The organism is Caulobacter sp. GW821-FHT12F03 (genome assembly GCF_058806855.1).
In genome coordinates, this window is record NZ_JBXAQC010000002.1 from 12,863 (window position 1) to 24,577 (window position 11,715).

Genomic DNA, 11,715 nt, shown 5'->3' on the forward strand with positions numbered 1-11,715 from the left:
CGGACGGAAGGGAAGGCCCGTCTTCAGACTTTTGCAACAGGGCAGGTCGGCCGCTCAGGTCTTCCGGAGCGCCTTGACCGCCAGCGAGACGGCGAACCCGATCAGGCAGACGAAGAACGCAGCCTTGGCTGCGAAGCCGGCGACATCGACGACGAAGCCGAGGATGCCGGCGATGATCATGACAACGAGGAAGACGCCGGCGAGCTTGAGCATGGACGGCAAACGCAGGGCCGGGCGCGAAAGTTCCCCGGGCCTTGCCGCTGGTTCGCCGGCGGGGCCAAATGCGGCCCCCTCCCCCTGTCAGTTCGAGTCCCTCCGTGATCAGACGCACCCTCGCCGCCGTGGCGCTGACGAGCCTGGCCTTCCTGCCGGCCCGCGCCCAGGTCAGCCCCGGCCCGACGCCGGTCCCCCTGCCCGCCGAGGCCCCGACGCCAAAGGACGCGCCCTATCCCGGCACGCTGAAGCTGGCGGTCGACGCCACCGACCTGGACCGGCGCATCTTCCGGGTGAAGGAAACCATCCCCGTGGCCGGAGCCGGGCCGATGACCCTGCTCTATCCGGAATGGCTGCCCGGCTCCCATGCCCCGCGCGGCCAGCTGGAAAAGGTGGCCGGCCTGACGATCACGGCGGGCGGCAAGCCGGTGCGCTGGGTGCGCGATCCGGTCGAGGTCTACGCCCTGCACGTCGATGTGCCGGAAGACGCGACGGCGCTGGAGCTGGAGTTCCAGTTCCTGTCGGCCACGGCCGCCGACCAGGGGCGTGTCGTGGTCTCGCAGGAGATGCTGAACCTGCAATGGAACTCCACCGCCTTCTATCCGTCCGGCTGGTTCACCCGCCGGATTCCGGTCGACGCCAGCGTCACCCTGCCGACCGGCTGGAAGTTCGGCACGGCGCTGGAAGTGGCCAGCCAGAGCGGCGACACCACGACCTTCAGAACGGTCGACTTCGAGACCCTGGTCGACTCGCCGATGATGGCCGGGCGCTACTACCGACAGTTCGATCTGGACCCCGGCGGCCGCTCGCCCGTGCGGCTCAACGTGGTCGCTGACCGCCCGGACCTGCTTGAGGCCAGCGACGCCCAGATCCAGACCTACCGCAACATGGTCGTCCAGGCCGACCGGCTGTTCGGCGCGCGGCACTTCGACCATTACGATATCCTGCTGGCGCTGACCGACCGCATCGGCGGCATCGGCCTGGAGCATCACCGCTCGACGGAGGTCGGCTCGCCGCCGGAGTTCTTCACCGAGTGGGACAAGCTGGCGTCACGACGCAACACCATCCCGCACGAGTACAGCCACAGCTGGGACGGCAAGTTCCGCCGCGGCGCGGACCTGTGGACTCCCGACTATGCCATGCCGATGCGCGGCAGCCTGCTGTGGGTCTACGAGGGGCAGGACCAGTACTGGGGCTATGTGCTCGCCGCCCGGGCCGGCATCGTCAGTCGCCAGGAGACGCTCGACGCGATCGCCCTGACGGCGGCGACCTATGACTACCGCGTCGGCCGGCAATGGCGGCCGGTCGAGGACACGACCAACGACCCGGTCATCTCGGCCCGCAAGCCCAAGGGCTGGCTGAGCTGGCAGCGCAACGAGGACTACTATTCAGAGGGCCAGCTGATCTGGCTCGATGTCGACACCCTGATCCGCGAGCGGACCGGCGGGAAGAAGTCGCTCGACGACTTCGCGAAAGCCTTCTTCGGCGTCAACGACGGCTCCTGGACGCCGGTGACCTACACCTTCGAGGACGTGGTCGCCGCGCTCAACGCCGTGACGCCCTACGACTGGGCGGGCTTCCTCAGGACCCGGCTGGAGGGCAACGGCCCCGCCCCGCTCGACGGTCTGGCGCGCGGCGGCTACCGCCTCGTGTGGAAGGACAAGCCGAGCGCCTACGGCAAGGCGGCCGAAGCCGCGGCCAAGACCACCGACCTGACCTGGTCCGCGGGTCTGACGCTGAACGCCACCGGCGCGGTCACCGCCGTGCAGTGGGACGGCCCCGCCTACAAGGCCGGCCTGATCGTCGGCGCCCAGCTCGTCGCCGTGAACGGGGAGACCTACAGCGGCGACCGGCTCAAGCGGATCATCACCGCGGCGAAGGACGGGACCACGCCGATCGAGCTGATCGTCAAGACCGGCGAGCAGTACCGGGTGGTGCGCCTCGCCTGGACCGGCGGCCTGCGCTACCCGCAGCTGGAGCGGATCGAGGGAACCCCCGACCGGCTCGGCGACATCCTCAGTCCGAGGAAGAAGTAGCGGCCAAAGAAAACGGGCCCGGAGGTTTCCCCCCGGGCCCGCGATCTTCGAAAGCGTCAGAGCTGACGCCGTCCCATCTTACTTGATGGTGACGGAGGCGCCGGCTTCGGTCAGCTTCTTGGCGATCTCGTCGGCTTGTTGCTTCGAGACGTTTTCGACGACGTTCTGCGGAGCGCCTTCGACCAGGTCCTTGGCTTCCTTCAGGCCGAGGTCCGGACGGACGCCGCGGACTTCCTTGATCACGTTGATCTTCTTGTCGCCACCGGCGGTCAGAACAACGGTGAACTCGGTTTGCTCTTCGGCGGCTTCAGCCGGAGCAGCGGCGGCCGGACCAGCGGCGGCCACGGCGACCGGAGCGGCGGCGGAGACGCCCCACTTTTCTTCCAGCAGCTTGGCCAGGTCAGCGGCTTCAAGCACGGTCAGGGAGGACAGGTCCTCAACGATCTTATCAAGCTTCGACATGTGTCAGTTTCCTTGGGGTTCAGAGATAGGCGGAGATGACCGGGTTCAGGCCGCTTCCTTGGCGGCATAAGCGCCAACGACGCGGGCGAGCTGGGACGCCGGAGCCTGGATAACGCCCGCCACCTTGGTGGCCGGAGCTTGCAGGACGCCGATAATCTTGGCTCGCAGTTGGTCGAGGGACGGCAGGGTGGCCAGCGCCTTGACGGCGTTCTGGTCGAGCACGTCCGTACCCATGAGGCCGCCGACGACAGTGAACTTGTCATTGTCCTTGGCGTACTGGGTCACGACCTTGGCGGCGGAAACAGGGTCCGGCGCATAGGCGATGGCGACAGGGCCGGTGAAGAGGGCGTCGCCCGCTTCGCCGACCGAACCGGCCAGGGCCTTCTGGGCCAGGGTGTTTTTCACCACCTTGATCTGCGCGCCCTCCTTGCGGAGGCGAAGGCGCAGGTCGGTCATTTCCGCAACGGTGAGACCCATGTAGTGGGTCACGACCACGGCGCCGGCATCGGCGAAGACGCCCTTGAGCGTCTCGATCGATTCCGCTTTTTGTGCGCGGTTCATTGCGGTCTCCTGGATCAACGACGCCCGGACCATCCGGACGCCGGTAAGCATGCAACCCACATGCGGGATCGCTCCCGAAGGCGGGTTACGGTAGGCCTGTCCCAAGGAAGTTCAGCCGAAGCGCTCCGCGCCCATGGGGCGGAGGCTGATGGCGTCTCTATCCCCGCCTCCCTGCGCTGAAGGGGGGCTCCCCTTCGGTTACGACGATGGTGACCCCATCGCCGCGCAGTTCTCGGACAGGTCGCTCCCGGGCGAGCCCGGGTGCGGAAGTGGGCGCGTATAGAGGAAGGCGGGCGGAAACTCAAGCCGGGAGCCAATCCAGGCGCCGGCCGTTTGCGTACACCCTCCGAACGTCCCGCCAGGAACACCCCATGTCCAGAGCCCTGACCCGCATCGTGATCGCCCTCGCCGCGACCCTCGCCGCCTGTTCGGGCGCGTCGGGGCAGGCGGCGGTTCCGCAGCCGGCGAAGCCGGTGGATCTGAACCTCTATCTCGGCAAATGGTACGAGCTGGCCCGCTACGACATGGTCTTCGAGCGCGGCTGCGAAGGCGTCACCGCGGAATACGCGCTGAAGCCCGACGGCATGGTCCGGGTGCTCAACACCTGCCGCAAGGGCGCGCCGGGCGGGCCGGTGACCACCGCCGAGGGCAAGGCCAAAGTCGTGCCCGACAGCCAGGGCGCCAAGCTCAAGGTGTCGTTCTTCGGGCCGTTCTACGCCGACTACTGGGTGCTCGACCGGGCCGATGACTACAGCTGGGCCATCGTCGGCGAGCCCAGGCGCAAGTACCTCTGGATCCTCAGCCGCGACGCCACGCCCGGCGCCGAGGCGACCGCCGCCCTGGTCGCCCGCACGGCGGCGCTCGGCTACGACACCAGCCGCCTGCATATGACGGCCCAGCCGCCGGCGCCTTAAACCGCTGGAATCCGGACAGATTTTCGCCCCTCTGTGGAACTATCCACAGGTTGTCCCCATTTAGGGATCAGGATCGCGAAGCCGATCAGAGCTCCGGACGCGGGCGCGCCGAACGCTGGCCCCGCCGCCGCTGAAAGCCTGCCCCATGAAGATGGCGCCCTCTCCGGGCCTGACGGCCCCCTGGACCCAGGTCGACGTTCGCCGGCTGCGCGCGTTCGCGCCCCAGCCGGTGCAGACCGCGCGCGGCCGCCACGCGCAACTGCTGACCATCGCCGCCGCCCGCCGCCTGCGCTCGGTCGAACGCAACGGCCTCGGCCGCACCGAAGACGCCGTCTACTGGAAAGCCGTGGCGCCCAGCGCCGTGTTCAAGGCCGCTGAACTGCGGGCCGACGCCGCCTTCCCGCCCCTTCCGGCCTGAGCCCCGAACGCAGAACGGGCGGGCCCTCGCGAGCCCGCCCGTCCGTTGTCTTGCGACAGGTCTGACCCTTACGGGTTGACCGAAGCGGTATCGACCTTCACGCCCGGCCCCATGGTCGAGGAGAGCGAGATCTTCTTGATGTAGGTGCCCTTGGCGCCGGTCGGCTTGGCCTTGGACAGGGCGTCCACGAGGGCCTTGACGTTGGCGAGCAGGGCTTCGTCGGTGAACGAGACCTTGCCGATGCCGGCGTGGACGATGCCCGCCTTCTCGACGCGGAACTCGATGGCGCCGCCCTTGGCGTCCTTGACGGCCTGACCGACGTTCGGCGTGACCGTGCCGACGCGCGGGTTGGGCATCAGGCCGCGCGGGCCCAGCACCTTACCCAGACGACCGACCAGGGCCATCATGTCGGGGGTCGCGATGACGCGGTCGAATTCCATGAAGCCGCCCTGGATGCGCTCGACCAGGTCTTCGGCGCCGACGACGTCCGCGCCGGCGGCCAGGGCCTCAGCGGCCTTGGCGTCCTTGGCGATGACGGCGACGCGAACGTCGCGGCCGGTGCCCGACGGCAGACCGACGACGCCGCGGACCTGCTGGTCGGCGTGACGCGGGTCGACGCCCAGGTTGACCGAGATTTCGACCGACTCGTCGAACTTGGCCTTGGCGTTGGCCTTGACCAGTTTCACGGCGTCCTCGACCGAGTGGATCGTGTCACGATCGCCGGTCCAGGCTTGAATGCGCTTTGCTTGCTTCGGCATGTGCTTAGGCCTCCACGATCTGCAGGCCCATCGAACGGGCGGAGCCCTCGATGATGCGGGCGGCGGCCTCAACGTCGTTGGCGTTGAGATCCTTCATCTTGCCTTCGGCGATCTGGCGCAGCTGCGTGCGGGTGATCGTGCCGGCGGACTCACGGCCCGGCTTGGTCGAGCCGGACTTCAGGCCCAGCGCTTCCTTGATGTAGTGGGTCGCGGGCGGGGTCTTGGTGATGAAGGTGAACGACTTGTCCTGGTAGACGGTGATGACCGTCGGCAGGGGGGTGCCCTTCACTTCCTTCTCGGTGCGCGCGTTGAACTCCTTGCAGAAGCCCATGATGTTGACGCCGCGCTGACCGAGCGCCGGGCCGATAGGCGGGGAAGGCGTGGCGGAGCCGGCCTTCACCTGCAGTTTGATATAGCCCAGGATCTTCTTGGCCATCTCTGTCTCCGTTAAGCGGCGCTCGTCAAAGCGCCTATGCGGCCGTGGTGCGGGCAGACCCCTCCCACGGATTTGATCTCCGGCCGGAGCCGGAGAAGCGGCGGCGTGTAGCAGACGGGGACATGCACCCGCAAGGGTACGGGTCCCCTAAACCCGCTGCACACCGATTGGGGACGCGTACCCTTGGTACATGTCCCCGATAGTCAGCTGATCTTTTCGACCTGGCTGTATTCCAGTTCGACCGGGGTCGCGCGGCCGAAGATCGAGACGGCCACGTGCAGGCGGGTGCGGTCTTCGTCGACCTGCTCGACCGTGCCGTTGAAGCTGGCGAACGGACCGTCGGTGACGCGCACCTGCTCGCCGATCTCGAAGCTGATCGTGGGCTTGGGCCGCTCGACGCCTTCCTCGATGGCGCCGACGATGCGCTGCACTTCCTTTTCGGACACCGGCATCGGCTTGGCCGCGCTGCCCAGGAAGCCCGTGACCTTCGGGGTGTTCTTGACCAGGTGATAGGCTTCGTCGGTCAGGTCCATCTTCACCAGCACGTAGCCGGGGAAGAACTTGCGCTCGGAATTGACCTTCCGGCCGCGGCGGACTTCCACCACGTCTTCGGTCGGCACGAGGATTTCCGAGAAGCAGTCTTCCAGACCCTGGTTCTTGGCCTGGTCACGGATGTGCTCGGCCACCTTCTTCTCGAAGTTCGAGTAGGCGTGGACGATGTACCACTTGTGGTGCGGGTTGGACGGGGCCTTCACGACGGCTTCGGCGGTCTGGGTGGTCATGGCGTTATCCCGCATTCGCGAGTTTGAGGAGCAGGGCGACGCCGGCGCTGAGCAGCCAGTCCACCACGAAGAAGAAGACGGCCGCGACCACGACCATGATGAAGACCATCACCGAGGTGATCCAGGTCTCCTTGCCGCTGGTCCAGGTGATCTTGCGGGCTTCCGCGCGGACTTCGCGCGCGAACTGCACCGGGTTGAACGGCTTCTTCGGCGCGGCGGGCGCCGCGGCGGCTTGTCCAGCAGGCGCGGCGACGACGGCGGCGGCCTTGGCGGCGCGCTGTTTCATCGCGGCGAGGTTGCCCGTTTTCTTTGCCATAGGACGGGTTGAAACTCTTTCAACTGGCCGAAGCGCGACCATCGCGCCCCGTATATAGGGTGGCAGGAGTGGAGGGACTCGAACCCACGACTTTCGGTTTTGGAGACCGACGCTCTACCAGCTGAGCTACACTCCTCCAGGAACGCCAAGAACGCCCGAGGGAATCCCCTGAGGCGCGCCCGGCCGACCGGAAGCCGCGCGATGTAGCAGGAGGCGTCTTTCGGAGCAAGCGGAGCGAACCACCTTCGCGGGCGTTTCCCCGTCTCTTTCCGGAGGCGACATGACCGAACCCCGAGCCAAGAACCACGAAGTCGAGAACGAGAACCTCAAGCCCGGCGCCGACGGCGAGGCGCCCCGCCCCGCGACCGAGCCCGACGGCGCGGCCGGGTCGGTCCGCACACCCAAGACAGAAACCGATCCCGGCTCCGGCGAACAGGCCTGACCCTCAGGGGGCCGGCTGGAACGCCGGATCCCCCACCGCCCGCAGAATGAACGCCAGGGTGTCGGTGAGCAGCCCGTCGCGTTGCGCCTTGTTCGACCCCACGCCGTGTCCGGCATCGAACTCCACCCGGAACCGCACCGGCGCATCGCCGACGCTGGCCGCCTGCAGCCGGGCCGCCATCTTGGCGGGCATCCAGGCCGGCACGCGGTGGTCGTTGACGCCGGCCGTCACCATCACCGCCGGATAGCGCGTCCCGTCGATCACGTTGGCGTACGGGCTCATCATTCGCAGGGCCCGATAGCCAGGCTCGGTGGTCACGGTTCCGAACTCGACGACATTGGACGGACCGCCCTCTGTCAGTTCGAAGCGCAGGGTGTCGGCCACCGGGACATTCATGATCGCCGCCGCCAGAAGGTCGGGCCGCTCGGTCAGCACCCGCCCGACCATGACCCCGCCCGCGCTGGTCCCGGTGACGGCGATACGCCCCCTGGCGACATAGCCCTGCCCCTCGAGGGATTCGATGGCGGCGATCATGTCGCGCCAGGTGTTGGGTTTGGTCGCCTGCATCCCGGCCAGATGCCAGGTTTCGCCCAGCTCGCCGCCGCCGCGGACATGAACCACCACATAGACGCCGCCGCGCATAAGCCAGGGCAGCAGACGCGCATTGAACGTCGGGTCGATAGGGATGCCGTAGGCGCCATAGGCCTCGAACAGCCCCGGCGCCGAGCCATCCCGCTTCAGGTCGGACCGACGGATGATCGACACCGGGATCGCCACGCCGTCGGCGGCGCGAACGGTCGCTTCTTCACTGACGATCATCGACAGGTCCGCGGGAAAGGCTCGGCCCAGCGTCAGTGGCTTCGGCGCCCCCTCGCCGTCCGACAACTGCAGGGTCGCCGGCCGCGTCCAGGTCTCGAGGCTGAAGACGATTCCGGACCGTTTCGGATCCGTTGCGAGCTCGACGATGGCGCCCGACCCCGAGCCGTTGACCGGCGTGACCCCTCCGGTTCGCAGGTCCATGCGTGAAAGCCCGCCCCCCGCGCCGGTGCGCAGCAGATACAGCCCATCGGCGGCGCCGATGAACTGCGTCAGGACCGTCTCGCCCTCAGGCAGAACGGTTTCGATCGGCCTGTCCGGCCGCGTCAGGTCGACGCGGACCAGCTTGCCGCGCGGGGCGTCCCGCGTGGACAGGAAGATGGCCTTCCCGCCGGTCACCCACGGTGGAATGCCGTTGCCCGAGCCGGAGACCTGAACCAGTTGGTCCGCCAGCGACCCGATCTTGCGCCACGCCGGTTTGCCGGCCCGCAGGTCGACGACCGGCGTCACCCACCACTCGCCGAACGGCGAGACGCCGGCATTGGCGATGGCGAAGGCGTAGCGACCGTCGTTGGAGATGGTGATCGCCGTCGCGCCGTCGACGCCGACGTCGGAGCTTTGATCACCGATACGGAAGACCTGCGCGTCATGGTCCGGATCGTCGCCGAGCCTGTGCCGGAGAATCCGCATGTCCGAGAAGCGGGTGGCCGGATCGGCGTCCGGTGCGGTCAGCCTCAGCCGGCCATAGTAGAAACTCCGGCCGTCGGGATCCCACGAGGGACTGCCGAACCGGGCCCGGTCGATCCTGTCCGGCAGGAAGGTTCGGTCCCGCACCCGCAGGATCCTGAGGACCGCCTCTTCCGATCCGCTGTCCGCGACCCCGATGGCCACCAGCGACCCGTCCGGCGACGGGGCGTAGTAGGCGATCGACGCCAGGGCGCCGCCTGGCCCCGATGTCGGGTCGAAGAGTTCCTGCTCCACGCCGGTCTTCAGCGATTTCACGAACAGCCTGTTCTGCTGCGCGCCCGCCGGCCGGCGTTGGTAATAGATGTTGTCGCCCACGCGGCTGACCCAGCCCACCGGCTCCACAGCCGCGCTCATGGCCGCGACCGACCCGGCCAGCGCCGCATAGCCCGGCAGCGCCGACAGCTCTGACCGCGTCACCGCGTCCTGGGCCGCCGCCCAGTCGGTGAACGCAGCGCCGCCGCCCTCCATCCAGCGGTAGGGATCGGAGACGGTCTCTCCGAAATAGATATCGGTCACCGGACCGACCCGCGCGACCGGCGGCGCGGCCGCGACCGGCGTGGCGAGGAAGACCAGGGCGACGAGCGCGAGCGACGAGAGCTTCATCGCGCCAGACTGTCAGATCGTCGTTCGTGGAATCAACCGTCGTGGATGAGCAAGGCTGACTCCCGTCCGAGACTTCCTTGCGTTGACATCATGCTGCGCCGCATCACATGGAGAACGCGGCGGCCCCGTTGCGGGTCTTCAGGGAATTTCAGCGTGATGACGACGGCCGAAGCCCCGGCGGCGCCCGTGAAGGCGAGCCCCTTCTTCGAAGAAACCGTGCTGTGGGTGAAGCACTGGACAGATCGCCTGTTCAGCTTCGCGATCACCCGGCCGGACAGCTTCCGTTTCCGCTCGGGTGAGTTCGTGATGATCGGCCTGCCCGGCGAGGACGGCGGCAAGCCGGTCCTGCGGGCCTATTCGATCGCCAGCCCGGCCTGGTCCGAGACCCTCGAGTTCCTGTCGATCAAGGTCCAGGACGGTCCCCTAACCTCGCGCCTGCAGCACATTCAGCCCGGCGACACCGTGCTGATGGGCAAGAAGCCGACCGGCACCCTGGTGCTGGACGCGGTCAAGGGCGGCAAGCGGCTGTTCCTGTTCGGCACCGGCACGGGTCTGGCGCCCTGGCTGTCGGTGGCCCGCGATCCGGACGCCTACGCGCGCTTCGAGAAGGTCTTCGTCTGTCACGGCGTGCGCCAGGTCAGCGAACTGGCCTACCGCGACCTGTTCACAACCGAGATCCACGACGATCCGCTGGTCGGCGACGAGGCGAAGGCCCAGTTGACTTACTACCCGACCGTGACCCGCGAGCCGTTCGAACATCAGGGCCGGTTCCCCGACCTGATCAACTCGGGCCAGTTCTTCCGTGACCTCGGCATCCCCGAGGACCGTTTCAATCCGGCCGAGGACCGGGTGATGCTCTGCGGCAGCATGGAGTTCATCAAGGACATGGCCGCGGTGATGGAAAGCCAGGGCATGACCGAGGGCTCCAACGCCGAGCCGGGCGACTACGTCCTCGAACGGGCCTTTGTCGGCTAACCCCATCCGCGGCCCCCGCAACCTGAGCGTCGAGGACGCCCGGGCGCGGATGCTCGCGCGCGCCGCGCCCCTGCCGGCGGAAGCCGTCGCCGTGGCGGACGCCGACGGCCGGGTGCTGGCCGAAACCATCACCGCCATCCGCGACCAGCCGCCGTTCGACGCCTCGGCCATGGACGGCTGGGCGGTCAAACGGGCCGATGTCGGCCAGGCCGTCAGCCTGTTCATCGCCGGCGAGAGCGCGGCGGGGCGCGGCTACGAGCCCGTGCTGCGGGCCGGCGAGGCCGTACGTATCTTCACCGGCGCCCCGGTCCCCGCCGGCGCGGACCTGGTGGTCATCCAGGAAAACGCCGAGCGCGATGGCGACCATGTCCGCTTGGGCCCCGCCGGCGATGGCGGAAGCAACATCCGCCCCCGCGGCGGCGATTTCCGGGCCGGCGCGACCCTGCTGGAAGCCGGCGCGCGGCTCGACCCCTGGCGGCTGTCGCTGGCCGCGGCGGCCGGCCGCGCCATGGTCCAGGTCGCGAGCCGGCCGCGCGTCGCGGTGCTGGCGACCGGCGAGGAGCTGGCCGCGCCCGGCGGCGAGGCCGGACCGTTCCAGATCTACGAGTCCGGCGGCGCGGGCCTGCTGCCGATGATCCGCCGCTGGGGCGGCCTGCCGACCCGCCTCGCCCCGGCCGGGGACACGCTGGAGGCCATCATCGCCGCCGTGCGGGACATCGAGGCCGACGTCATTGTCACCGTCGGCGGCGCGTCGGTCGGCGACTACGACCTGGTCAAGCCGGCGCTGGCGACGCTGGGGCTCGACCTGGACGTCGAGACGGTCAACGTCCGCCCCGGCAAGCCGACCTGGTTCGGCCGGCTTAGCGACGGGCGGCTGGTGCTCGGCCTGCCCGGCAATCCGGCCTCGGCCTTCGTCTGCGCGGAGCTGTTCCTCAAGCCGCTGGTGCTGGCCCTGCAGGGCGCGGCGCGGCCGCACCGGATGGACGCCGCGCCGCTGGCCGTGGCCCTGCCGGCCAACGGCCCGCGCGAGCACTGGATGCGCGCCCGGCTGGGCCCTGACGGTGTGACGGCCTTCCCGGACCAGGACTCCTCGCTGGTGACCGTGTTCGCTGCGGCCGACGCCCTGCTGCGCCGCCTGCCCGGCGCCCCGGCCGCCCCGGCGGGCGAGACCGTCGACATCCTTCGGCTGGATCGCGCCAACGCCTGAACCGGTCGTGGGCCCGGCTTGGCCCGCTT

General features: G+C 68.7%; 14 protein-coding genes and 1 tRNA gene. 6 read left to right on the top strand and 9 right to left on the bottom strand.

Features of this window, described 5'->3' with window-relative positions; genetic code table 11:
• Positions 1 to 54 precede the first annotated feature (54 nt).
• Positions 55 to 213, bottom strand: a complete 159-nt coding sequence (locus AC1RN0_RS05465) for a hypothetical protein (protein WP_492786427.1) — start codon at positions 211 to 213, stop codon at positions 55 to 57.
• Positions 214 to 281: 68 nt separating this feature from the next.
• Here AC1RN0_RS05465 and AC1RN0_RS05470 point away from each other — a divergent pair, with 68 nt between their 5' ends.
• A complete protein-coding gene (locus AC1RN0_RS05470; RefSeq protein WP_492786428.1) occupies positions 282 to 2,249 on the top strand; it encodes a M61 family metallopeptidase in 1,968 nt (655 codons plus the stop codon).
• Between the two features lie 78 nt (positions 2,250 to 2,327).
• On the opposite strand, the gene rplL is transcribed toward AC1RN0_RS05470, so the two are convergent.
• The gene (rplL, locus tag AC1RN0_RS05475; RefSeq protein ID WP_492786429.1) at positions 2,328 to 2,711 is read right to left on the bottom strand and encodes a 50S ribosomal protein L7/L12; all 384 of its coding nucleotides are present in this window, start codon (positions 2,709 to 2,711) and stop codon (positions 2,328 to 2,330) included.
• A 45-nt stretch (positions 2,712 to 2,756) separates the two neighbouring features.
• Positions 2,757 to 3,272 (bottom strand): 50S ribosomal protein L10, encoded by a 516-nt coding sequence (gene rplJ, locus AC1RN0_RS05480; RefSeq protein WP_492786430.1) that lies wholly within the window; start codon positions 3,270 to 3,272, stop codon positions 2,757 to 2,759.
• Positions 3,273 to 3,643: 371 nt separating this feature from the next.
• Between rplJ and AC1RN0_RS05485 the strand changes: the two genes are divergently transcribed.
• Together AC1RN0_RS05485 and AC1RN0_RS05490 are read left to right on the top strand one after the other, a co-directional pair.
• The gene (locus tag AC1RN0_RS05485) at positions 3,644 to 4,186 is read left to right on the top strand and encodes a lipocalin family protein (RefSeq protein WP_492786431.1); all 543 of its coding nucleotides are present in this window, start codon (positions 3,644 to 3,646) and stop codon (positions 4,184 to 4,186) included.
• 145 nt (positions 4,187 to 4,331) lie between these two features.
• Entirely contained in the window at positions 4,332 to 4,604 is a 273-nt protein-coding gene (locus tag AC1RN0_RS05490; protein ID WP_492786432.1) for a hypothetical protein, read from the top strand.
• Between the two features lie 68 nt (positions 4,605 to 4,672).
• On the opposite strand, the gene rplA is transcribed toward AC1RN0_RS05490, so the two are convergent.
• From rplA to AC1RN0_RS05515, 5 genes are all read right to left on the bottom strand, one after another.
• Complete coding sequence (gene rplA / locus AC1RN0_RS05495) at positions 4,673 to 5,362, bottom strand: 50S ribosomal protein L1 (protein ID WP_492786433.1); 690 nt, start codon at positions 5,360 to 5,362, stop codon at positions 4,673 to 4,675.
• A 4-nt stretch (positions 5,363 to 5,366) separates the two neighbouring features.
• Positions 5,367 to 5,798, bottom strand: a complete 432-nt coding sequence (rplK, locus tag AC1RN0_RS05500; RefSeq protein WP_492786434.1) for a 50S ribosomal protein L11 — start codon at positions 5,796 to 5,798, stop codon at positions 5,367 to 5,369.
• 203 nt (positions 5,799 to 6,001) lie between these two features.
• Positions 6,002 to 6,580, bottom strand: coding sequence for a transcription termination/antitermination protein NusG (gene nusG / locus AC1RN0_RS05505; RefSeq protein ID WP_492786435.1), 579 nt, complete (start codon positions 6,578 to 6,580; stop codon positions 6,002 to 6,004).
• A gap of 4 nt (positions 6,581 to 6,584) precedes the next feature.
• Complete coding sequence (gene secE / locus AC1RN0_RS05510) at positions 6,585 to 6,896, bottom strand: preprotein translocase subunit SecE (protein WP_492786436.1); 312 nt, start codon at positions 6,894 to 6,896, stop codon at positions 6,585 to 6,587.
• Between the two features lie 60 nt (positions 6,897 to 6,956).
• A tRNA-Trp gene (locus AC1RN0_RS05515) sits at positions 6,957 to 7,032 on the bottom strand.
• Positions 7,033 to 7,176: 144 nt separating this feature from the next.
• Here AC1RN0_RS05515 and AC1RN0_RS05520 point away from each other — a divergent pair.
• The gene (locus AC1RN0_RS05520) at positions 7,177 to 7,338 is read left to right on the top strand and encodes a hypothetical protein (protein ID WP_492786437.1); all 162 of its coding nucleotides are present in this window, start codon (positions 7,177 to 7,179) and stop codon (positions 7,336 to 7,338) included.
• Positions 7,339 to 7,341: 3 nt separating this feature from the next.
• Here the strand turns inward: AC1RN0_RS05520 and AC1RN0_RS05525 are convergent, their stop codons facing one another.
• Positions 7,342 to 9,504 carry a prolyl oligopeptidase family serine peptidase gene (locus AC1RN0_RS05525; RefSeq protein ID WP_492786438.1) on the bottom strand — a complete coding sequence of 721 codons (2,163 nt, stop codon included), beginning with the start codon at positions 9,502 to 9,504 and terminating at the stop codon, positions 7,342 to 7,344.
• A 156-nt stretch (positions 9,505 to 9,660) separates the two neighbouring features.
• On the opposite strand from AC1RN0_RS05525, the gene AC1RN0_RS05530 reads away from it, so the two are divergent.
• Both AC1RN0_RS05530 and AC1RN0_RS05535 read left to right on the top strand, forming a co-directional pair.
• Positions 9,661 to 10,479 carry a ferredoxin--NADP reductase gene (locus tag AC1RN0_RS05530; protein ID WP_492786996.1) on the top strand — a complete coding sequence of 273 codons (819 nt, stop codon included), beginning with the start codon at positions 9,661 to 9,663 and terminating at the stop codon, positions 10,477 to 10,479.
• Entirely contained in the window at positions 10,469 to 11,686 is a 1,218-nt protein-coding gene (locus tag AC1RN0_RS05535; protein WP_492786439.1) for a molybdopterin molybdotransferase MoeA, read from the top strand. Before AC1RN0_RS05530 ends, AC1RN0_RS05535 begins: the two co-directional genes overlap by 11 nt.
• The last annotated feature ends 29 nt before the right edge of the window (positions 11,687 to 11,715 follow it).